Below are 19,765 nucleotides of genomic sequence, written 5' to 3' on the forward strand. Positions count from 1 at the left end.
ATGTTCCTCAAGGGCAAGAGCGCGATCATCACTGGTTCCACCTCGGGCATCGGCCTGGCCTATGCCAAGGTCCTGGCCGGCGAAGGCGCCAGCGTGATGATCAACGGCTTCGGCGATGCCGCCGCGATCGAAACCGAGCGCGCCGCGCTGGAAGCGACGAGCGGCGCCAGGGCGCTGTACGATGCGGCCGACATGACCGATCCGGCGGCGATCGCAGCGATGGTCAGGCGCTGCCATGACGAGCTGGGCGGGCCGGACATCATCATCAACAATGCCGGCATTCAGCATGTCGCGCCGATCGAGGATTTCCCGGCCGACAAGTTCGAGGCGATCATAAAGATCAACCTCACCTCGGCCTGGTACATGATGCAGGCGGCGGTGCCGTACATGAAGGCAGCGAAATGGGGCCGGATCATCTCGACCGCCTCCGCCCATTCGCTTGTCGCGAGCCCGAACAAGAGCGCTTATGTGATGGCCAAGTTCGGCATCGCCGGCCTGACCAAGACGATCGCGCTCGAGACGGCCACGCACGGCATCACCGTCAACTGCATCTCGCCCGGCTATGTCTGGACGCCGCTGGTCGAGAACCAGATTCCCGACACGATGAAGGCGCGCGGGCTGACCCGCGAGCAGGTGCTCAACGACGTGCTGCTCTCCGCCCAGCCGACGCGCGAATTCGTGACGCCGGAACAGGTTGCGGCGCTCGGCCTGTTCCTGTGCCGGGACGAGGCGAAGTCGATCACCGGCGCCAATCTGTCGGTCGATGGCGGCTGGACCGCGGCCTGACGGAACGGACCCCGTTCTCCCGGGTTGGCAAGTGGGGCAGGGCGTGGTTAGCTGCGCCCTCGCTGATGAAAGAACCGGTCGCTTGAAAAGATTTTCCCTCGGTCTGTGCGGCTGCGCGCTTCTTGCCGGATGTGGCGGCAAGGCGGAGAAGCCGGTCGAGGTCGCCGCGGCACCGCCGCCCCCGGTGGCGATCGTCCCGGTGACGACACCGCCGCCCGTACCGGTGACCGTGACCCTGAAGGTCGCGAGCATGGACTGGCACCAGGTGGCGACCGACAAGGATCGCGAGCGGCTGCGGACCTGGCGCAATGCCTGGGTTGCCGCGCTCGGCAAGATCCGCGCGGCGGGCCGGGCCGCCGACCTGACCGGGCAGGGCGCGCTGTTCGATCCCGATCGCGCGCTGACCAACGCCGCGCCGCCGCCGGGGCGCTATCGCTGCCGCGTGTTCAAGCTCGGTGCCAACGGCACGGCGATGCGCGACTTCACGGCCTATCCGCCCTATGAATGCCGCATCAATGACGAGGGCGAGGTGTCGAGCCTGTACAAGGTCGGCGGATCCCAGCGACCGATCGGCCTGCTCTTCTCCGACAGCGCCTCGCGCCAGATCTTCCTCGGTACGATGATGTTCGGCGACGAGAAGAAACCGATGGATTACGGCCGCGATGACGGCCGCGACATGGCCGGCTATATCGAACGCGTCGGCGACAAGCGCTGGCGGCTGGTGCTGCCCTGGCCCAGGTTCGAATCGATCGTCGACGTGGTCGAACTGGTGCCGGCGGAGTAAGGTCGCAGTCCGAATTCCCTGACGATCCACTGGTAGAGCTTTGGCGACTTTTCCCGAACCTCTGCCCGCGAGAAGGGTGGTCGTGCCAGCTTGCCATACAGTACCGCGCTCGCCGTCATCGCGAAGAACTCGATCGGATGGCTGAGCATATAGGCGCCCGGTGGATAGAGCCCCGAAGCACGCGCCGCCCCATAGAAGCGCAGCACGTCCCGGTTCTCATAGCCATCGCTCAGCCGCAGCAAATGATAGCGATGCAGCATCTCGTGCAGCAGCACCGGATTGTCGGGCGGCACCGCGCGCCGCTCGAAATGCACGCCGTCCGGCGCGACGCGCGACATGCTGCCGGGCATCGGGTCGACCGCGATGCGCTGCCCCGCGAAGAAGGCGATGATGGCCGGGTCGATCGGCAGGGCTTCGATCAACGCGATCTGCGCGGAAAGCGCCGCGGCGATCTCCGGCGTTTCGGGGGCGCCTTGCCAGTCGATCGGGAAATGCGGGTCGAGCGCCAGCGCCCGGGTAGAGGGCAGCACCATCATGCAGAAGCCAGCCGCCAGCAGATCGCGGCGGCCGACCTGTATCAGCAACCCCCCACTGCCTCATCCGGATGAAGCGCGGTCGCGTCCTCCCGCCGCTCGGGGCGGATATAGATGGACGACAGCTGCGGCAGCGCTGCCTTGAGGTCGGTCTCGATCGCCTCGATCAGCAACTCCGCCTCGCCCATGCTGAGCGAATCGCGGAAATCGGCGCTGATCGCGACGAAGATCCGGTCGGGCGCGGTGTGCAACGTGCGGACGTGATTGACCCAGGTGATCTCCTTGCGCGCGTCGACGATCTTGCGCACCTGGGTGACGACGGCGGGATCGGCGCCTTCCCCGATCAGCAGGCCCTTCGCCTCGCGCGCCAGCAGCGCCGCCACGACGCCGAGCAATATGCCGATCGCGATCGAGGCGAGGCCGTCGATGCGGGGATCGCCCCAGGCATGGCTCGCCCAGACGCCGACGGCCGCGATCAGCAGCCCCGCGAGCGCCGCCGAATCCTCGAACAGCACGATGAAGCCGGCCGGGTCCTTCGAGGCGCGCACGGCCTGCCACCAGTTCGTGCCGCGCACCGATCCGGCGAATTCGCGCATGGCAAAGATCCAGGACGCGCCCTCCATCGCGAAGGCGACCGCGAGCACGACATAGTTGATCGTCGGATCGCGCAGCGGCTCGGGTTCGGCGATATGGACCCACCCTTCATAGATCGACACGCCCGCGCCGACCGCGAAGATCAGGATCGCGACGACGAAGCTCCAGAAATACAGCTCGCGCCCATAGCCGAAGGGATGGTCCACATCCGGCGGGCGCTGCCCGCGCTTCTGACCATAAAGGAGGAGCACCTGGTTGAGGCTGTCGACGACCGAGTGGAACCCCTCGGTCAGCATCGAGGAGGAGCCGGAAATCGCAGCCGCGACGAACTTCGCGACCGCGATGCCGAGATTGGCGGCGAGGGCCGCGTAGATGACGAGATTGGAGCCGTGCTTCGTCGCCGCCAACGTGGAACTCCTTTTGTGCAAGCTACCCTAAGCGCAGATGACAGGAGCGCACCAGCGATTGAAACGATCCGGATGCGTGTGTTATAACCGGCGTATGAACAAGCCGATCTCCGATAGCGACCTGCGCGCCAAAAAGCTCAAGCTCATCAAGGTCGGCAATTCGACCGGGGTGATCTTGCCGCGTGCCGTGCTGGATCGCCTGCGCGTGTCCCAAGGGGACGCGTTATTTCTGAACGAATCGCCTCAAGGATACAGCCTGTCGGCCCACGATCCTGACTTTGCTGAAGCGATGGGCGCGGCGGAGGAAATCATGCGTGAGGATCGCGACGTCCTGGCGGTGCTTGCTCGCTAGACGATGACGGATTTCCGATTTTTGAGTGCCGAGCTGGCCTTCGCCGTGCACGAGCGCCAACTTGCCGAACATGGCGGGCTGGATGGCACCAAGGATTCGGGCTTGCTTGAATCCGCAGTGAGTCGGCCATTGAACAAGCACGCTTACGGAGAGAATGATCCCTGCGCGCTGGCAGCCGCTTACGCTTTCGGCATCGCTCGCAACCATCCCTTCAACGACGGCAACAAGCGCACCGCTTGGGTGATGGCGCGCTTGTTTCTGCGCCTGAATGATGTGGCCATCGCCTTCGATAAGGCCGATGCCATCAGGATGGTACTGGCTCTTGCCTCAGGCGAACTCGAAGAGAGCGCCGTCGCCGACTGGTTCCGCGCCAGGCTGGTGCGCTAACGGAAATGGCCGCCGGCGTCTCCGCCGGCGGCCATCCTTTCCTCCCCAGGAAACTTTCAAGGCGCCGCTTTAAGCGGCTGCCAATGGTCGAATAATTCGCAACGGGCCGCCTAGAGGAGCCGCCTTGAAGTGCGCACTATCGCGCGGCATCGACGAAGTCAGGCGCGGCGGCGGCCTTTGTGGTGTCGCGTTGTCGCGCCCGCACGCAGGCTTCCTGAAATTCTGTAAACTATTGACTCCGGCCGCCCCGCTGGTGAAGGCGGCAGACGAAGGGACGTGCATATGGCGGACAGAAAACTCTTTGCCGGGCACGCCGTGCGGCGGTTGCGACGCCAGGCGGGCCTGACCCAGGCCGCCATGTCCGACGTACTGACGATATCGCCCAGCTATCTCAATCTGGTCGAACGCAACCAGCGGCCTTTGTCCGCGTCGCTCCTCGTCAAGCTGGCCGAGAGCTTCGATTTCGATCCGCGCGCCTTGGCGGCTGGGGAGCCCGGCGGCGGCGAGTCGGGTATCCGGCGGCGTCTGGCCGATCCGATGTTCGCTGATCTGGAGATCGATCGGAACGAGGTGGAGGAATGGCTGGCCGGCGCGCCCGGCGGGGCGGAAGCTTTTGCCCGCGCCTATGACCGGATCGGATCGGGCGCCGTGGCGGGCGAGGCGAGCGTCAGCGATCCGATTGCTGAAGTACGGCGCGAGATCGAGCGCTGGCGCGGACATTTCGCCGATCTGGACGCGGCGGCCGAGAAGCTGGCGGATGAGCTGCGCCTCGGCGCCGGCGACCTTTATGGCGCCATTGCCGAACGGTTGCGGGTCAAGCATCAGCTCACCATTCGCATCCTTCCCGTCGACGTCATGCCGGATCTGTTGCGCCGGCTCGATCTTCATGCCCGGCAATTGCAGTTGAGCGAGATGCTCGATCCCGCATCGCGTACCTTCGCCGCCGCCTTCCAGCTCGCCCAGATCGAGGCGCGCGGGGAAATCGATGCCCTTGCGAAAGGCGCGGTGTTCACTGACCGGGCAGCGGAGCGGCTCTATCGCCGCCATCTCGGCAGCTATTTCGCCGCTGCGGTCATGATGCCCTATGCGCGCTTCCTGCGGGCCTGCGAGTCGACGGGCTATGATCTGGAACTGCTTCAGCGTCGTTTCGGCGCAGGATTCGAGCAGGTCGCGCACCGGTTGTCGACGTTGCAGCGCGTCGGTGCGCGGGGATTGCCCTTCTTCATGGTGCGGATCGACCGCGCGGGCCAGGCATCGAAACGCTTCTCTGGCGCGAGCGGGTCGCCCCTGGCCGAAGCCGAGGGGCGCTGCCCGCTATGGCGCCTGCATCACGCTTTCGACCGCCCCGGCAGCCTCGCCGTGCAACTGGTCGAGCTCGAGGGCGGGGCACGCTGGCTCACCATCGCGAGGACGGTCGCGCCGCAGGGGCGCCGTTATGGCGCAGTGCCGGCCGAGTTCGCCATCGGATTGGGTGTCGCGGCCGAGTTCGCCGGCGGTCTGGCGGTGGCGCGGGGCATCGACCTGAAAGGCGAGGCGACTCCGATCGGCCTTGGCTGCCGCGCCTGCCTGCGCGAGCGTTGCCCCCAGCGGTCGGCACCGCCCATCGGGCGCGCGTTGCTGATCAACGAGCGCGAGCGAGGCGTGTCGCCCTTTACCTTCGGTGGCGATTAAGCGTCGATAATTTACAAATTTACTCCAGTATCGGGCAAAGTGTGACAGCTTAACGCGGTTCTGTCTCCTGTCTGGGGTTTGATTGTTGTCAATTTGTGTACTTGTCCTCGCATCACAACCGAGGGACGTACCGTGACCTACCAAAGCGACATCGCACAGATCGGCCAGCTCATCGGCGGCAAGAACGGCACCTGGGACGGGATCGATGCCGAGTCGGTCGCACGCATGCGACTTCAGAACCGCTTCCGCACCGGGCTCGACATTGCGCGCTACACCGCCGCGATCATGCGCAAGGACATGGCCGCCTATGACGCGGATCCGGCCAATTACACCCAGTCGCTGGGGTGCTGGCACGGCTTTATCGGCCAGCAGAAGATGATCGCCATCAAGAAGCATTTCGGTTCGACCGAGCGGCGCTATCTCTACCTCTCCGGCTGGATGATCGCGGCGCTGCGCTCCGAATTCGGGCCGCTGCCCGATCAGTCGATGCACGAGAAGACATCGGTCCCGGCGCTGATCGAGGAACTCTACACTTTCCTCCGTCAGGCCGATGCCCGCGAACTCGGCATGATGTTCCGCGAGATCGATGCCGCGCGCGAGGCCGGCGACCAGCTCAAGGAGAAGCAACTGCTCGCCGCGGTCGAGAACCACCAGACTCACGTCGTGCCGATCATCGCCGATATCGATGCCGGCTTCGGCAATGCCGAGGCGACCTATCTGCTCGCGCGCAAGATGATCGAGGCGGGCGCCTGCGCGTTGCAGATCGAGAACCAGGTCTCCGACGAGAAGCAGTGCGGCCACCAGGACGGCAAGGTCACCGTGCCGCACGAGGACTTCCTCGCCAAGGTCCGCGCCTGCCGCTACGCCTTTCTGGAGCTGGGCGTCGAAGACGGCATCATCGTCACCCGCACGGATTCGCTCGGTGCTGGCCTCACCAAGCAGATCGCCTTCAGCAAGGAACCCGGTGACCTGGGCGACCAGTATAACGCCTTCCTCGATTGCGAGGAGATCACGCCCGAGAACGCCCGCAGCGGCGATGTCGTGATCAATCGTGACGGCAAGCTGATGCGGCCGAAGCGGCTGGCGTCGAACCTCTATCAGTTCCGCGCCGGCTCGGGCGAGGATCGCTGCGTGCTCGACAGCATCACCTCGCTGCAGAACGGCGCCGACCTGTTGTGGATCGAGACCGAGAAACCGCATATCGAGCAGATCGCCGGCATGGTCGACCGCATCCGCGAGGTCATCCCGAACGCGAAGCTGGTCTACAACAACTCGCCCTCGTTCAACTGGACCTTGAACTTCCGCCAGCAGGTGTTCGACGCCTGGGCCGCGGAGGGCAGGGACGTCTCGGCCTATGACCGGGCACGCCTGATGAGCGTCGATTATGACGGCACCGATCTGGGCGACGAGGCCGATGAGCGCATCCGCACCTTCCAGGCGGACAGCGCGCGCCGGGCGGGCATCTTCCACCACCTGATCACCCTGCCGACCTATCACACCGCCGCGCTGTCGACCGACAATCTCGCCAGGGAATATTTCGGCGAGGCCGGCATGCTCGGTTATGTCCTCGGCGTGCAGCGCCAGGAAATCCGCCAGGGCATTGCCTGCGTGAAGCACCAGAACATGTCGGGCTCCGACATCGGCGACGATCACAAGGAATATTTCGCCGGAGAGGCCGCGCTGAAGGCCGGTGGCGCGCACAACACGATGAATCAGTTCGCCGCGTAAAGCGGACGGGTAGTAGCGAAGGCGGCTCAGACGAAGTCCCGGGCCGCTTTCCTTCGACCGTCATGCTGAACTTGTTTCAGCATCCATGCGCGGTCGCTTTGAGCTAAGAACGGCGCTCCTCAGGCCGCTGCCCGCGCATGGACCCTGAAACGAGTTCAGGGTGACGACGGTAAAAAGCGACGCCTAAATCTTCAGCAACAGGATCGGCACGATCACGCCCGCTACCAGCATGATCGTCGACACCCGTCGCGTCGCGCGGTTGTTCAGCGCGATGACGATGCCCAGCACTGCCGACAGGATCAGCCCGACCGACATCAGCACCGCGAAGATCTTGAATGGCAGCGCGGATGGCTTGGGTTTTTGCGGTGCCTTGGGAGCAGGCTTCGCCGCCGGCTTGGCATGCTCGTCGGCACCCTCCGCTTTCGCCTGAGGCAGGCGGTCGTCCTTGTGGACGCTGGCCAGCCACACGATCCAGGTCGGCGGCGTGCCGCCCCATCCCTTTTCCTCCTGCAGGCGGAAGGTCTGCAACGCGCCGCTGAGCGAGAAGAAGATGATCGCCGGCGCCAGGAACATCCCGATATAGAGATGATAGCGGCGCAGGGATTGCTGGGTCTTGGCTTTCATGAGAATCGCCCTAGCAGGCGGCAAGCCTGGGGCAAGTGCGTAGATTCACTGATGGTCGCGCGCCCCGCTTGCGGAACTCTCCACGATGATTTTCGCCTGAAGCTGCGCGAGCCAGCGACCGCGCAACTGTCCGGGCCGCAGCGGATAGCGTGCGTCGAGCACGTCCGCGGCGACGATTCGGTCGAGCCGGAAACTGCGGAAATCCTCGCGCAGTTCGCACCACGCGATCAGCGCCCGCGCGCTGTCGTGATAGCCGATCAGCGCGGGCCAGACGATGCGCTCGGTCGGCGCCCCGTCCTGCGCGCGGTAGGCGAGGGCGATCTTGCGCCCCGCGCGGATCGCCCGGCGCAGCATCGTGGCGTCGACCGCGTCCTCGGGCATCTTCCACGCTGGCGGAGTCCGCGCGGCGGGGTCGTCGACCAGCGCGCGCATCTCGGCCGGCACCACCGCGGCGATCTTGGCGATCAGGTTGCGCGCGGCATTGGCCAGCGCCGCATCGCCATGCCCGGCCACCCATTGCGCGCCGAGCACCGCCGCCTCGACTTCTTCCGGATTGAGCATCAGTGGCGGCAGGTCGAAGCCGCTTTCCAGGACATAGCCGATCCCGGCCTCGCCCCGGATTGGCACGCGCTGCGCCATCAGCGCGGCGATATCCCGATAAACTGACCGTTTCGACGTCTCGAGTTCGATCGCGATCGCATCGGCGGTGATCGGCCGGCGCTCGCGGCGCAGGATCTGGACGATCTCGAACAGGCGGTCGGCGCGGCGCATGATGGGGTCCTAGTGCCAGGCTGCTGCCACCATGCTGGCAGCAGGGTGGCAGTATGTCGACTCCCGCAACCAAGGGAGACCATCATGCTCAAGACCTATCATGGCAGCTGCCACTGCGGCGCGGTCGCGTTCGAAGCCGATCTCGATCTCGAGGCCGGCACCGGCCGCTGCAATTGCTCGATCTGCACCAAGCGCCGCGCCTGGGGCATCAACATCAAACCCGATGCCTTCCGCCTGCTGCAGGGCAGGGACGCGCTGTCCGACTATCAGTTCGGTACGCTGTCCGGTCATCACCGCTTCTGCAGGACCTGCGGCTGCGCGCCGTTCGGCGACGGCCATGTCGAGGCGATTGGCGGCGATTTCGTCAGCATCGCCATCAACTGCCTCGACGATGCGACGCCGCAGGAACTGGCCGAGGCCCCGGTCAACTATGCCAATGGCCGCGACAATCTCTGGTGGGAAAAGCCGGCGGTTACGTCCTATTTGTAGGGGAAACGACGCGTCCTTTCCCGCCGTCACCCTGAACTTGTTTCAGGGTCCATGCGCGACCAGCGGTTCCGTGAGCGACGCTCTTGGTTCAGGTGGCCGCGCATGGATGCTGAAGCAAGTTTAGCATGACGGGTTTGCGGGAGAGGCATCAGGCTGTTTTGCGGGCAAGTCCATCAAGGCTGAGCCGGCTCCGCCGGCCGTCACAGCTTGACGAATGCCAGTGAATTATTGGCATTCATCGGAATGACGAGCTGATTGGCCCCCGTATCGAGGCACATCGACGCCGCGCTCGGGATGCCCGTCGCGATCAGTTGCGCCGGCTGGCCCGGGCGGATGCGCGAGACGCCGCCATTCACCACGCTGCTCACATATTTGGTGCCGTCGGGCATGATGACCAGCCCGTCATTGCCCGGCTGCGCCGCCTTCTCGGTCCTGATCAGCGTCGCGGCGGGCGAGAAGGTCAGCACTGAATCGTCGCCGATGTTCACCACGACGATATTGCCGTCCTTGTCGATCGCGACGCCGTTCGGGCGCGACAATGGGGCGCCCTCGATGAAGATGGAGGTCTTGCCGTCGGGCGTGATCCTGTAGATCCGCCACGGCGTCTGCGCATCGGCGCTGCCGGTCTGCGACCCGTAGATGGTGCCGTCCTTCGCGACCGCGATATCGTTGAGCCAGGCGACATCCGGGCTGGCGATCTCCCCCGCCGGCGCGCCGGTCTTCAGGTCGAACATGCGGACGACGGAGACGCGCTTCGCCCCGTCCGCCGTGTCGCCGTCGCTGTCGGCGAGGTAGAGCTTGCCGTCATGCACGACACTGCCAAATGGCTGGTTGAGCACCAGCCCGTTGCGGGTCGCGCCGATCCAGCGCGAGGTGTGGACCGATCCGTCATGGTTGATCAGCGAGACGAAGCCGTCGTTCGGCGCCTCTTTCTGCGTGCCGCCGCGATTGACGGCCATGATCAGGTTGCGCGCCGGGTCGTAGCTGCAGCTCTCCGCGCTGACGATCGCGCCATAGACCTTCACGTTGGACGACATGGGATTGAACTTGCCCTCGGCCGTCACGCCGAGCGGCGAGCCGGCGACAAAGGGCTGCGGTGCGGCTGGAGCGGCGGCCTGTTGCGCCAGGGCCGATGCCCCGCCGAGCAACAGGCTCGCGAGTGCGGCTGCGAACACAGTCTTCATATCCTCGTCCTCCCCCTAGGCTATGTGAAGTCAGGCGCCGGCGTTGGTCAGCCGATCGAGTTGCCCCTCGGTCAGGCTCAGGTCCATCGACCCGGCAAGCTCGTCCATTTGCGCGACGCTGGTCGCGCTCGCGATCGGCGCGGTGACGCCGGGCTGCGCCGCCAGCCAGGCCAGCGCGATCTGCGCGAGCGTCGCGCCGGTCTCGGCGGCGACAGCGTCCATCGCGGCCAGCACGGCCTTGCCCCTGCCTTCGAGCAGGTCAGTCATCCGACCCCCGCGCACGCTCTTGCCCAGGTCATCGGCCGAGCGGTACTTGCCCGTCAGGAAGCCCGAGGCGAGCCCGTAATAGGGCACCACGCCGATATCGTGGACGACGCAATAATCCTGCAATTCGCCCTCGAACTTGTGACGGCTCACCAGATTATATTCGGGCTGCAGCACCTGGTAATGCGGCAGGCCGTGCGCTTTGGCTGCGTCGTTCGCCGATTTGAGCCGCCCGGCATGGAAATTGGACGCGCCCAGCGCGCGAATCTTGCCCGCGTCGATCAGCTTGGCGAAGGCAGCGAGCGCATCTTCCTGCGCGACCGCGTCGTCGTCCTGATGCGCGAAATAGAGATCGATCTGCTCGACGCCCAGCCGTTTGAGCGATGCCTCGGCCGCGGCGGCGATGCGCGCGGGCGCCAGCTTCTCGCCACCCTCGCCGGGCAGCATGCCGACCTTGGTCGCGATCAGCACCTTGTCGCGCTTGCCGCCGCTGCGCAGCCATTCGCCGATCACGCTCTCGGATTCGCCGCCCTGATGGCCGGGCGCCCAGGCCGAATAGACATCCGCGGTGTCGATCATCGTGCCGCCTGCGGCGACGAACGCATCGAGGATGGCGAAGCTGGCGGCCTTGTCCGCGGTCCAGCCGAAGACGTTCCCGCCGAGTACCAGCGGGGCGATGTGCAGGTCGGTCGCGCCCAGGCGGCGTAGGGTCGTCATGGCGGCTATTCCCTTTCGATCTCGTTCGCCGAAACGGCGTTCATATCGACGCTGTTGGCGTCGAGCATTGCGGCGGCGTCGTTCAGCGCCCGTGCCTCGGCCGGCGTCGTGGCACCGGGGGTATCGTTGCCGCCGCTGCAGGAGGCGAGCAGCAATGCGCCGGCCAGCATGCCGGACCTGAACCAGGCCATCCGTGTCTCCGTTCTTGCCGAGCTTGTCGGAGGACGGCCCGGCGAGGCAATATCAAACTTGTCCGGGCACTATGTCGAAACAGTCGCCGCGGCCGCCGGGAGATCAGTCCTCGATCACGTTGCCGGCTGCCTTCATCGCATTGCCGGTCCTGTCGAGCGCCGAATCCGTCGCGTTGCCGATCGCCGCGCCGCTATTGTCGATCGAGGCCTCGGCGGCGCCCAGCGCTCGATCGGTCGCCGCGCTCGTGTCGGCGGCGGCCTCGCTCATCGTCGCATTCGCGTCGGCGGCGATCGTGTCGGCGGCCTGGGCGGTTTCGTTCTGCGCCTTGGGGCTGCAGGCGGCGAGGCCCAGCGCGGCGGTCATTGCAAGCGGCAGGATCAGGGTTTTCGTCATCTGTCGGCTCCTCTTGTGGGATGCATATCGGCGTCGACGCATCACGGCGACGCTATCGAACGGGCTGGACGCGCGCAATCGGCTTCAGTTCCCTGGCTTGGGTCGTTGACCTCATATAAAGATATCTTTATATCTAATTCGACCATGACCCTCGCTCTCGACATATTCCGCGCGCTCGCAGACGGCACCCGCCTGCGTATCCTTGCGCTGCTGCGGTCGATGGAGCTGTCGGTCGGCGAGCTGGCGCAGGTGCTCGGTCAAAGCCAGCCGCGCGTCAGCCGCCATGTGAAGATCCTGTGCGACGCCGGCCTTGCGGAACGCCGCAAGGAAGGCAGCTGGGTGTTCGTGGCGCTCGGTTCGGCGTCGAAGGTCGATCCGGTGCTCGCCTCGCTCGACCAATGGGGCAAGCTCGAGCCCGATCATTGGGCGGTGGCGGATGCCGCGCGGCTGGCGGCGGTGCGGGCCGACCGCGCTTCCTCGGCGGCGGGCTGGTTCGAGGCCAATGCGGGGCAATGGGATGCGATCCGTTCGCTCCACATCGCCGAGAGCGAGGTCGAGGCGGCCATGTCCGCCGTGCTCGGCGATACGCCGATCGGCCAGCTCATCGATATCGGCACCGGCACCGGCCGGATGCTGGAATTGTTTGCCGGGCGGGCGAAGCAGGCGCTCGGCATCGATCGCAGTTCGGAAATGCTGCGCCTTGCGCGGGCCAAGCTGTCCGAACGCGGATTTGCCAATACCGAGTTGCGCCAGGCCGATCTCTACGCGCTGCCGCTCGGCGACGGTGAGGCGGATGCGGCGATTCTCCACCACGTCCTCCATTTCGCACAGCAGCCCGGCGCCGCGATCGCCGAGGCGGCGCGTGTCCTGTCCGACGGCGGACGGTTGCTGATCGCCGATTTCGCGCCGCACGACCGCGAGGAACTCCGCACGCGCGACGCGCATACCCGGCTCGGCTTTTCCGACGATCAGATCGCCGCCTGGTTCGAGGCCGCCGGGCTGGTTCCGGCCCGCACCGAGACGCTCGAGGGCGGCGAACTGACGGTGAAGCTCTGGCTGGCGCGCAAGGCGACCGCGCAAACACAAATACCGGTACGAGAGGTTAAGGCAGCATGACGACCCGGAATCCGCAAAGCGAAGCGCGTCGCGCCCAGGCCTCGCCGCTGTTCGCTGATCTGGCGGGCGACGCGCAGGTGTCGTTCGAATTCTTTCCGCCAAAGACGCCCAGGATGGAAGAGAGCCTGTGGGAGGCCGTGAAGACGCTGGAGCCGCTAGGCCCGCGTTTCGTCTCGGTCACCTATGGCGCCGGCGGATCGACCCGCGAGCGCACCCACGCCACGGTCGCGCGAATCCAGCGCGAGACATCGCTGGCCGCCGCCGCGCACCTCACCTGTGTCGAGGCGAGCAAGGCCGAGATCGACCAGGTCGCGGAGGAATATTGGGCGGCGGGCGTGCGGCACATCGTCGCGCTGCGCGGCGATCCCCCCGTCGCCGGCGCGAAGTTCGTGGCGCATCCCGACGGGTATGAGAATGCGGCGGCGCTCGTCGCCGGCCTGAAGAAGCTCCATCCGTTCGAGATCTCGGTCGCTGCCTATCCCGAATGTCACCCGGATTCGCCTGACGCCAAGGCTGACATCGACAATCTCAAGCGCAAGCTGGATGCCGGCGCGAACCGGGCGATCACCCAGTTCTTCTTTTCGCCCGAGGCTTTTTTCCGCTTTCGCGACCGCGTCGCGGCGGCGGGCATCACGGCGGAGATCGTGCCCGGCATCCTGCCCGTCTCCAACGTCGCGCAAACCCGCAAGTTCGCGGCGATGTGCGGCGCGGAGATTCCCGACTGGATGGGCCGGCTGTTCGAGGGGCTCGACGATCATCCCGCGGCACGCCAGCTCGTCGCGGCGACGATCGCGGCGGAAATGTGCCGTCGCCTTTATGCCGGCGACGTGCGCAGCTTCCATTTCTACACGCTCAACCGCGCCGAGCTGAGCTTCGCGATCTGCCACATGCTCGGCCTGCGCGCGACGGATGGGGTCAAGGTAGAGGCGGCATAAACTACCCGTCATGCCGGACTTGTTCCGGCATCCGCCGTTCCGCAGCATCTGCGATCGGTGAGTGTGCGGGACGGTGGACCCCGGAACAAGTCCGGGGTGACGAAGGAAGAGACGATGACGACTGCACGCGAAAGATTGCTGGCCGAAGCCGCCAGGCGCATCCTGATCACCGACGGCGCCTTCGGCACCGAGATCCAGAACTGGAAGCTGAACGAGGCGGATTATGCCGGCGCGCTCGGCCTGGCGAAGGACCAGAAGGGCAATAACGACATCCTCGCGCTGACCAAGCCCGAGGTGCCGGAGACGATCACCCGCGAATATCTCGATGCGGGATCGGACATCGTCTCGACCAACACCTTCAGCGCCAACGTGATCAGCCAGGCAGACTATGCCGCGGAGAGCCTGGTCAGGGAGATCAATATCGCGTCGGCGCAGATCGCCCGCCGGCTGGCGGACGAATATGAAGCGAAGGATGGCCGTCCGCGCTTCGTCGCCGGCGCGATCGGGCCGACGAACAAGACCTTGTCGCTGTCGCCGGACGTCAACGATCCGGGTTTCCGCGAGATCGACTTCGATTACCTGAAGTCGGTGTACCGCGAACAGATCGATGCGCTGCTCGACGGCGGGGTGGACTTCATCCTGATCGAGACGGTGTTCGATACGCTCAATGCCAAGGCCGGCGTCATGGCGGCGCTGGAGGCGGCGGACGATCTGGGTCGCGACGTGCCGATCATGCTCTCGATGACCTTGACCGATCTGTCGGGCCGCAACCTTTCCGGCCACACGGTCGAGGCATTCTGGCACGCGGTGCGCCATGCCAAACCGATCACCATCGGGCTCAACTGTTCATTCGGGGCGGAACAGCTTCGCCCGCATGTGCGCACCCTGAGCGACATCGCCGACACGCTGATCATGGTCTATCCGAACGCCGGCCTGCCCAACGAGCTCGGCGAATATGACGAGCAGCCGGTCACCACCGCAGGGCTGGTGCGCGAATGGGCCGCGGCCGGCCAGGTCAACATCCTGGGCGGCTGTTGCGGGTCGACCCCGGCGCATATTGCCGCGATCGCCAAGGCAGTGGCCGAACTCGATCCGCGCACGCCGGTCGTGCCGCCGGTAAAGACGCGGCTCGCCGGGCTGGAGCCGATGACGATGGCAGCTTAACTCCCCTCCCGCTTGCGGGAGGGGCTGGGGGAGGGCCTGTCCTCTTCCGCGCCGACCGTAACTTACAAGCCCTCCCCCGACCCCTCCCGCAAGCGGGAGGGGGGAAAGTCGAGAATGACCACTCCCTCCACTGCCCAGTTCGTCAATATCGGCGAGCGCACCAACGTCACCGGATCGGCGCGCTTCAAGAAACTGATCATGGCGGGCGACTATCCCGCCGCGGTCGAGGTCGCGCTGCAGCAGGTCGAATCGGGCGCGCAGGTGCTCGACGTCAACATGGACGAGGGCCTGCTCGACGCCGAAGTGGCGATGACCACTTTCCTCAAGCTGATCGCCGCCGAGCCCGATATCGCGCGCATCCCCTTCATGATCGACAGCTCGAAATGGTCGGTGATCGAGGCCGGGCTGAAATGCGTCTCGGGCAAGCCGATCGTCAACTCGATCAGCATGAAGGAGGGCGAGGCCCAGTTCCTCGCCCAGGCCAAGAAGGTGATGCAGTACGGCGCCGCCGTCGTCGTCATGGCCTTTGACGAGGTTGGTCAGGCGGATACGAAGGCGCGTAAGGTCGAGATCTGCGAGCGCGCCTATAACCTGCTGATGGGCATCGGCTTTCCCCCGGAAGACATCATCTTCGATCCCAACATCTTCGCGGTCGCGACCGGGATCGAAGAACATAATAATTACGGCAACGATTTCATCGAGGCGTGCCGGGAAATCAAGGCGAAGCTGCCGCATTGCCACATCTCGGGCGGCCTTTCGAACCTCAGCTTCTCGTTCCGCGGCAATGAGCCGGTGCGCCGCGCGATGCACTCGGTGTTTCTCTATTATGCAATCCCCGCCGGGCTCGACATGGCGATCGTCAATGCCGGCCAGCTCGACGTGTACGACACGATCGATCCCGAGCTGCGCCAGGCCTGTGAGGATGTCGTCCTCAACAAGGACGATGGCGCGACCGAGCGGCTGATCGCCCTGGCCGAACGCTACAAGGGCACGGACGAAGTCGCCGAGAAGCAGATGGCGGAATGGCGCGGCTGGCCCGTCGCCAAGCGGCTCGAGCATGCGCTGGTCAAGGGCATCGACGCGGACGTCGTCGCCGATACCGAGGAAGCGCGGCTGCTCTACGCCCGCCCGATCGAAGTGATCGAAGGCCCGCTGATGGACGGCATGAACGTCGTCGGCGACCTGTTCGGCTCGGGCAAGATGTTCCTGCCCCAGGTGGTGAAATCGGCGCGCGTGATGAAGAAGGCGGTCGCCCATCTGCTGCCCTTCATCGAGGCGGCGAAGGAGCCCGGCGCGCGCGGCAAGGGCAAGATCATCATGGCGACCGTCAAGGGCGACGTGCATGATATCGGCAAGAACATCGTCGGCGTCGTGCTTCAGTGCAATGGCTTCGACGTGGTCGACATGGGCGTCATGGTGCCCTGGTCCGCCATTCTCGCCGCCGCCAATGAGAATGACGCCGACATGATCGGCCTCTCCGGCCTGATCACCCCGTCGCTCGACGAGATGGTCACCGTGGCCGAGGAGATGAAGCGCGCCGGCATGAAGATGCCGCTGCTGATCGGTGGCGCCACCACCTCGAAGGTTCATACCGCTTTGCGCATCGCGCCGGCCTATGACGGCCCGGTCGTGCACGTGCTCGATGCCAGCCGCGCGGTCGGCGTCGCCTCGACCCTGGTCAGCGACACGCAGAAGGACGCCTTCGTCCTCAAGACCGCCGACGAATATGAGGCAGTGCGCGTCGCCCGCGCCGGCCGCAGCCAGAGCGAGCTGGTCCCGCTGCAGGTCGCCCGCGACAATGCGTTCGAGGCGGACATGAACCTCAAGCCGCCGACGCCGAAACAGCCGGGCGTGCATATCTTCCGCGACTGGGACCTGGCCGAGCTGCGCGAGATCATCGACTGGACGCCCTTCTTCCGCGCCTGGGAACTGGCCGGCAATTACCCGGCGATCCTGGACGACAAGGTCGTCGGCGAGAGCGCGCGCAGCCTGTTCGCCGACGCAAATGCGATGCTCGACAGGATCATCGCCGAGAAATGGCTGGTCGCGCGCGGCGTCGCGGGGCTTTGGCCGTGCCGCCGCGAGGGCGACGACGTCATCATCCATCTCGATGACGAGAGCCATGTGACATTGCCCTTCCTGCGCCAGCAGATCGCCAAGCGCGAGGGCAGGGCGAATATGTGCCTGGCCGATTTCATCAGCCATGACGGCGACTGGATCGGCGGCTTCGCGGTCAGCATCCACGGCATCGAGCCGCACCTTGCCCGCTTCAAGGCAGCGATCGACGATTATTCGGACATTCTGCTGAAGGCGCTGGCCGACCGCTTCGCCGAGGCATTGGCCGAGGCGCTGCACCGCCATGTCCGCACCACGCTGTGGGGCTATGCGCCGGACGAGCAGCTCACCAACGAAGCGCTGATCAGGGAGCAGTATCGCGGCATTCGCCCGGCACCGGGCTATCCCGCCTGCCCCGACCACAGCCTGAAGCCGACTCTGTTCAAGCTGCTCGACGCGCACCACGCGACCGGCATTTCGCTGACCGAAAGCTTCGCGATGCTGCCGACCGCGGCGGTCTCGGGCTTCTATTTTGGTCATCCCGAGGCCGAATATTTCGGCGTGGCCCGCGTCGGTCGCGACCAGCTGGAGGAATATGCCGAACGGCGCGGGATAGATCTGCCGACGGCGGAGCGCTGGCTGCGGCCCAACCTGGACTAATTAGGTCCATACTGGCCCTGACTCCACCTTTTCGCGATCGCCCATCGGTACGATAATGGGATCGAGGGGACAGGCACATGCTGGATCGCGAAACAATCCTTGGCACCGTCGATCGCGCTTATGCGGCGCGCCAATCCGGCGACAAGGAAGCGCTGCGCGCCTTTTTCGCACCCGGCGCGGCGTTTCGGATAGTCGGGCAAGGCCGGCTGATTGCGGGTTTCCCCGTCGGCCCGGCGGATGCCCTGGAAACCGTCGACGAACTGATCGACCTGTTCCGGTTCCACCGCATGGACCGGCTCCAGGTGATGATCGATGGTGACGCCGTGATGATCCGATGGGCTGTGGAGACATCGTGCGCGGGTGGCCCGTGCGTCGAGACCGAGCTTTGCGACATCTGGACTTTGGGCGATGACGGCAAGGTCACCTCGATCGTCGAGTTCGCCGACACCGCGCTGATCGCCGACATGCTGGCAGCACGATCCGAGACCTTGGCCTGACCCCTTCCGCCGAAGATCGGAACGGGGCCCCCACGCGCTATGTCGGCAGGGGCAGCGCTTCGCCTACCCGATCCTCGTTGTCCGCCACGCCCGCCAGTGCCTGCAACGCCGCGACATGCCCGCGAAATGCCGTACGTCCGGGCCGGGTCAGCGATGCCCAGGTCCGCTGCCGCCCGTCCATCGCCGCCTTGCGCAGCCGGACATAGCCGGCCTCGGACAAGGCGGAGAGGTGCTTGGATAGCACCGAATCGCTGACATCGGCGGTCTCGCGCAGCATCGCGAACTCGGCATCCTGCACCGCCGCCAGCACCGCCATGATCTGCAGCCGCGCCGGCGGGTGGATGACCGGATCGAAGGCCAGCCGAGGCACGCTCACGCGGCCAGGCCCAGCTCGCGGCGGAAGGCACGTTGCCACAGGGTGCTGGCATAATAGGCCAGGCCGGCGGTCAGCACCCCGATCGGGATCGGCGCCCAGTATATGCCGCGATCACGGGCCAGCCAGAAGCTCGCGAGATAGAGAACCAGGAACACGCCCAGCATCGTGAAGGTAATCGGCCGCGTCTTTCCCGCCCGGTAGCCATTGATGAACATGCCTGTCCGCCGGCGATCCCAGCGCACGATCAGCGCAATGCAGACCAGCAGCGCCGCTTCCGCCATCAGCGCGTAGACTGTCGGCAGGGCAGGGGTGGCAGCCAGGCACCCCATGACGGCGCCAAAGGCGAGATGACGCGCGGGCGGGCAATCGGCCGCAACGGCCAGGCGAGCCTGTGAGGCGCGCATCGCGGCCAGCGCCTCGGCTGCATCGGTTGACGAAGTGGACATACGAATCTCCCTTTCCAATATGGAAAGTGATGCCCGTCACTTTCCAAATCGTCAAGTGATAATTTTCCATATTGGAAAGTGACGGGCGGTCGTCGTCGCGACGGCCCGACACCGGAGGGCGGATGGCAAGCCTGTCATGGCCTCCCGACGCTCGACCCTGTACACCCCACTCATGCCCTATCTCTTCCTCGCCATCGCGATCGCCTCGGAGGTCTGCGCCACTTCCTTCATGAAGCTGTCCGAGGGGTTCACCCGGCCGGTGCCGTCGCTCGTCACCGTGATCGGCTATGCGATCGCCTTTTATTTCCTGTCGCTGACCTTGAAGACCATACCGACCGGCATCGCCTACGCGATCTGGTCGGGCGTCGGCATCGTCCTGATCGCGGCGATCGCCTGGATCTTCCAGGGGCAGAAGCTCGATATGGCCGCTATCGCGGGCATGGCGCTGATCATCGCCGGCGTCGTCGTGATGAATGTCTTCTCCCGAACGGCGGCGACACACTAGCCCCGCGAACAGGCAGTTCGTTCCATGACAAAACCTGCCGTCATGCTGAACTTGTTTCAGCATCCAATATGGAACAACCAATGCCGCCGCTTATGGAGCGTTGGATGCTGAAACGAGTTCAGCATGTCGGAAGTC

23 protein-coding genes are annotated in these 19,765 nt (G+C 65.4%); 13 read left to right on the forward strand and 10 right to left on the reverse strand.

All coding sequences use genetic code 11. From position 1 onward, the window contains the following. Entirely contained in the window at positions 1-786 is a 786-nt protein-coding gene (locus ACZ1I2_RS09480; RefSeq protein WP_465174290.1) for a 3-hydroxybutyrate dehydrogenase, read from the forward strand. 82 nt (positions 787-868) lie between these two features. Further along, positions 869-1,570, forward strand: a complete 702-nt coding sequence (locus ACZ1I2_RS09485; protein WP_465169938.1) for a DUF4893 domain-containing protein — start codon at positions 869-871, stop codon at positions 1,568-1,570. Here ACZ1I2_RS09485 and ACZ1I2_RS09490 read toward each other — a convergent pair. Together ACZ1I2_RS09490 and ACZ1I2_RS09495 are read right to left on the reverse strand one after the other, a co-directional pair. After that, positions 1,471-2,154: a hypothetical protein gene (locus ACZ1I2_RS09490; RefSeq protein ID WP_465174289.1), complete on the reverse strand. Its 684-nt coding sequence runs from the start codon at positions 2,152-2,154 to the stop codon at positions 1,471-1,473. The two genes, ACZ1I2_RS09485 and ACZ1I2_RS09490, sit on opposite strands and share 100 nt — an antisense overlap. After that, positions 2,148-3,104 (reverse strand): cation diffusion facilitator family transporter, encoded by a 957-nt coding sequence (locus ACZ1I2_RS09495; protein ID WP_465169936.1) that lies wholly within the window; start codon positions 3,102-3,104, stop codon positions 2,148-2,150. Before ACZ1I2_RS09495 ends, ACZ1I2_RS09490 begins: the two co-directional genes overlap by 7 nt. Before the next feature lie 94 nt (positions 3,105-3,198). Here ACZ1I2_RS09495 and ACZ1I2_RS09500 point away from each other — a divergent pair, with 94 nt between their 5' ends. The 4 genes from ACZ1I2_RS09500 (at position 3,199) to ACZ1I2_RS09515 (ending at position 7,242) form a co-directional block, all read left to right on the forward strand. Further along, on the forward strand, positions 3,199-3,456 hold the full coding sequence (locus ACZ1I2_RS09500) for an AbrB/MazE/SpoVT family DNA-binding domain-containing protein (RefSeq protein WP_465169935.1): 258 nt from the start codon (positions 3,199-3,201) through the stop codon (positions 3,454-3,456). Between the two features lie 3 nt (positions 3,457-3,459). Next, complete coding sequence (locus ACZ1I2_RS09505; protein WP_465174288.1) at positions 3,460-3,843, forward strand: type II toxin-antitoxin system death-on-curing family toxin; 384 nt, start codon at positions 3,460-3,462, stop codon at positions 3,841-3,843. A gap of 282 nt (positions 3,844-4,125) precedes the next feature. Further along, a complete protein-coding gene (locus tag ACZ1I2_RS09510) occupies positions 4,126-5,514 on the forward strand; it encodes a helix-turn-helix domain-containing protein (protein WP_465169933.1) in 1,389 nt (462 codons plus the stop codon). Positions 5,515-5,646: 132 nt separating this feature from the next. Next, positions 5,647-7,242 (forward strand): isocitrate lyase, encoded by a 1,596-nt coding sequence (locus ACZ1I2_RS09515; RefSeq protein WP_465174287.1) that lies wholly within the window; start codon positions 5,647-5,649, stop codon positions 7,240-7,242. 183 nt (positions 7,243-7,425) lie between these two features. On the opposite strand, the gene ACZ1I2_RS09520 is transcribed toward ACZ1I2_RS09515, so the two are convergent. After that, the gene (locus ACZ1I2_RS09520; protein ID WP_465174286.1) at positions 7,426-7,866 is read right to left on the reverse strand and encodes a hypothetical protein; all 441 of its coding nucleotides are present in this window, start codon (positions 7,864-7,866) and stop codon (positions 7,426-7,428) included. 45 nt (positions 7,867-7,911) lie between these two features. Further along, on the reverse strand, positions 7,912-8,637 hold the full coding sequence (locus ACZ1I2_RS09525) for a helix-turn-helix transcriptional regulator (RefSeq protein WP_465169930.1): 726 nt from the start codon (positions 8,635-8,637) through the stop codon (positions 7,912-7,914). An 84-nt stretch (positions 8,638-8,721) separates the two neighbouring features. On the opposite strand from ACZ1I2_RS09525, the gene ACZ1I2_RS09530 reads away from it, so the two are divergent. After that, on the forward strand, positions 8,722-9,126 hold the full coding sequence (locus tag ACZ1I2_RS09530) for a GFA family protein (RefSeq protein ID WP_465174285.1): 405 nt from the start codon (positions 8,722-8,724) through the stop codon (positions 9,124-9,126). Positions 9,127-9,326: 200 nt separating this feature from the next. On the opposite strand, the gene ACZ1I2_RS09535 is transcribed toward ACZ1I2_RS09530, so the two are convergent. The 4 genes from ACZ1I2_RS09535 to ACZ1I2_RS09550 all read right to left on the reverse strand — a co-directional run bounded on the left by ACZ1I2_RS09535 (position 9,327) and on the right by ACZ1I2_RS09550 (position 11,876). Then, on the reverse strand, positions 9,327-10,310 hold the full coding sequence (locus ACZ1I2_RS09535) for an SMP-30/gluconolactonase/LRE family protein (protein ID WP_465174284.1): 984 nt from the start codon (positions 10,308-10,310) through the stop codon (positions 9,327-9,329). A 30-nt stretch (positions 10,311-10,340) separates the two neighbouring features. Further along, positions 10,341-11,291 carry an aldo/keto reductase gene (locus ACZ1I2_RS09540; protein WP_465174283.1) on the reverse strand — a complete coding sequence of 317 codons (951 nt, stop codon included), beginning with the start codon at positions 11,289-11,291 and terminating at the stop codon, positions 10,341-10,343. 5 nt (positions 11,292-11,296) lie between these two features. Next, complete coding sequence (locus ACZ1I2_RS09545; RefSeq protein ID WP_465174282.1) at positions 11,297-11,482, reverse strand: hypothetical protein; 186 nt, start codon at positions 11,480-11,482, stop codon at positions 11,297-11,299. A gap of 103 nt (positions 11,483-11,585) precedes the next feature. Further along, on the reverse strand, positions 11,586-11,876 hold the full coding sequence (locus ACZ1I2_RS09550; protein WP_465169925.1) for a hypothetical protein: 291 nt from the start codon (positions 11,874-11,876) through the stop codon (positions 11,586-11,588). A 144-nt stretch (positions 11,877-12,020) separates the two neighbouring features. On the opposite strand from ACZ1I2_RS09550, the gene ACZ1I2_RS09555 reads away from it, so the two are divergent. From ACZ1I2_RS09555 to ACZ1I2_RS09575, 5 genes are all read left to right on the forward strand, one after another. Beyond that, positions 12,021-12,992, forward strand: coding sequence for an ArsR/SmtB family transcription factor (locus ACZ1I2_RS09555; RefSeq protein WP_465169924.1), 972 nt, complete (start codon positions 12,021-12,023; stop codon positions 12,990-12,992). Continuing rightward, complete coding sequence (metF, locus tag ACZ1I2_RS09560; protein ID WP_465169923.1) at positions 12,989-13,927, forward strand: methylenetetrahydrofolate reductase; 939 nt, start codon at positions 12,989-12,991, stop codon at positions 13,925-13,927. Before ACZ1I2_RS09555 ends, metF begins: the two co-directional genes overlap by 4 nt. Positions 13,928-14,041: 114 nt before the next feature. Then, the gene (locus ACZ1I2_RS09565) at positions 14,042-15,091 is read left to right on the forward strand and encodes a homocysteine S-methyltransferase family protein (RefSeq protein WP_465174281.1); all 1,050 of its coding nucleotides are present in this window, start codon (positions 14,042-14,044) and stop codon (positions 15,089-15,091) included. 114 nt (positions 15,092-15,205) lie between these two features. Then, complete coding sequence (gene metH / locus ACZ1I2_RS09570) at positions 15,206-17,806, forward strand: methionine synthase (RefSeq protein WP_465174280.1); 2,601 nt, start codon at positions 15,206-15,208, stop codon at positions 17,804-17,806. 77 nt (positions 17,807-17,883) lie between these two features. Continuing rightward, complete coding sequence (locus ACZ1I2_RS09575) at positions 17,884-18,303, forward strand: nuclear transport factor 2 family protein (protein WP_465169920.1); 420 nt, start codon at positions 17,884-17,886, stop codon at positions 18,301-18,303. 37 nt (positions 18,304-18,340) lie between these two features. On the opposite strand, the gene ACZ1I2_RS09580 is transcribed toward ACZ1I2_RS09575, so the two are convergent. Both ACZ1I2_RS09580 and ACZ1I2_RS09585 read right to left on the reverse strand, forming a co-directional pair. Further along, positions 18,341-18,679, reverse strand: coding sequence for a transcriptional regulator (locus ACZ1I2_RS09580; protein ID WP_465174279.1), 339 nt, complete (start codon positions 18,677-18,679; stop codon positions 18,341-18,343). After that, the gene (locus tag ACZ1I2_RS09585) at positions 18,676-19,125 is read right to left on the reverse strand and encodes a hypothetical protein (protein ID WP_465169918.1); all 450 of its coding nucleotides are present in this window, start codon (positions 19,123-19,125) and stop codon (positions 18,676-18,678) included. The genes ACZ1I2_RS09580 and ACZ1I2_RS09585 overlap by 4 nt, the downstream gene beginning before the upstream one ends. 172 nt (positions 19,126-19,297) lie before the next feature. Between ACZ1I2_RS09585 and ACZ1I2_RS09590 the strand changes: the two genes are divergently transcribed. Further along, the gene (locus tag ACZ1I2_RS09590) at positions 19,298-19,630 is read left to right on the forward strand and encodes a DMT family transporter (RefSeq protein WP_465173976.1); all 333 of its coding nucleotides are present in this window, start codon (positions 19,298-19,300) and stop codon (positions 19,628-19,630) included. Positions 19,631-19,765 lie beyond the last annotated feature (135 nt).

Source organism: Sphingomonas sp. BL-S-29 (assembly GCF_055521495.1).

Excerpts from the sequence above, each read along its gene's own strand:
- ACZ1I2_RS09480 (WP_465174290.1), top strand. The coding sequence starts at position 1 with ATGTTCCTCAAGGGCAAGAGCGCGATCATCACTGGTTCCACCTCGGGC.
- ACZ1I2_RS09500 (WP_465169935.1), top strand. The coding sequence starts at position 3,199 with ATGAACAAGCCGATCTCCGATAGCGACCTGCGCGCCAAAAAGCTCAAG.
- ACZ1I2_RS09505 (WP_465174288.1), top strand. The coding sequence starts at position 3,460 with ATGACGGATTTCCGATTTTTGAGTGCCGAGCTGGCCTTCGCCGTGCAC.
- ACZ1I2_RS09510 (WP_465169933.1), top strand. The coding sequence starts at position 4,126 with ATGGCGGACAGAAAACTCTTTGCCGGGCACGCCGTGCGGCGGTTGCGA.
- ACZ1I2_RS09520 (WP_465174286.1), bottom strand. The coding sequence starts at position 7,866 with ATGAAAGCCAAGACCCAGCAATCCCTGCGCCGCTATCATCTCTATATC.
- ACZ1I2_RS09525 (WP_465169930.1), bottom strand. The coding sequence starts at position 8,637 with ATGCGCCGCGCCGACCGCCTGTTCGAGATCGTCCAGATCCTGCGCCGC.
- ACZ1I2_RS09530 (WP_465174285.1), top strand. The coding sequence starts at position 8,722 with ATGCTCAAGACCTATCATGGCAGCTGCCACTGCGGCGCGGTCGCGTTC.
- ACZ1I2_RS09535 (WP_465174284.1), bottom strand. The coding sequence starts at position 10,310 with ATGAAGACTGTGTTCGCAGCCGCACTCGCGAGCCTGTTGCTCGGCGGG.
- ACZ1I2_RS09540 (WP_465174283.1), bottom strand. The coding sequence starts at position 11,291 with ATGACGACCCTACGCCGCCTGGGCGCGACCGACCTGCACATCGCCCCG.
- ACZ1I2_RS09545 (WP_465174282.1), bottom strand. The coding sequence starts at position 11,482 with ATGGCCTGGTTCAGGTCCGGCATGCTGGCCGGCGCATTGCTGCTCGCC.
- ACZ1I2_RS09550 (WP_465169925.1), bottom strand. The coding sequence starts at position 11,876 with ATGACGAAAACCCTGATCCTGCCGCTTGCAATGACCGCCGCGCTGGGC.
- ACZ1I2_RS09555 (WP_465169924.1), top strand. The coding sequence starts at position 12,021 with ATGACCCTCGCTCTCGACATATTCCGCGCGCTCGCAGACGGCACCCGC.
- metF (WP_465169923.1), top strand. The coding sequence starts at position 12,989 with ATGACGACCCGGAATCCGCAAAGCGAAGCGCGTCGCGCCCAGGCCTCG.
- ACZ1I2_RS09565 (WP_465174281.1), top strand. The coding sequence starts at position 14,042 with ATGACGACTGCACGCGAAAGATTGCTGGCCGAAGCCGCCAGGCGCATC.
- metH (WP_465174280.1), top strand. The coding sequence starts at position 15,206 with ATGACCACTCCCTCCACTGCCCAGTTCGTCAATATCGGCGAGCGCACC.
- ACZ1I2_RS09575 (WP_465169920.1), top strand. The coding sequence starts at position 17,884 with ATGCTGGATCGCGAAACAATCCTTGGCACCGTCGATCGCGCTTATGCG.
- ACZ1I2_RS09585 (WP_465169918.1), bottom strand. The coding sequence starts at position 19,125 with ATGTCCACTTCGTCAACCGATGCAGCCGAGGCGCTGGCCGCGATGCGC.
- ACZ1I2_RS09590 (WP_465173976.1), top strand. The coding sequence starts at position 19,298 with ATGCCCTATCTCTTCCTCGCCATCGCGATCGCCTCGGAGGTCTGCGCC.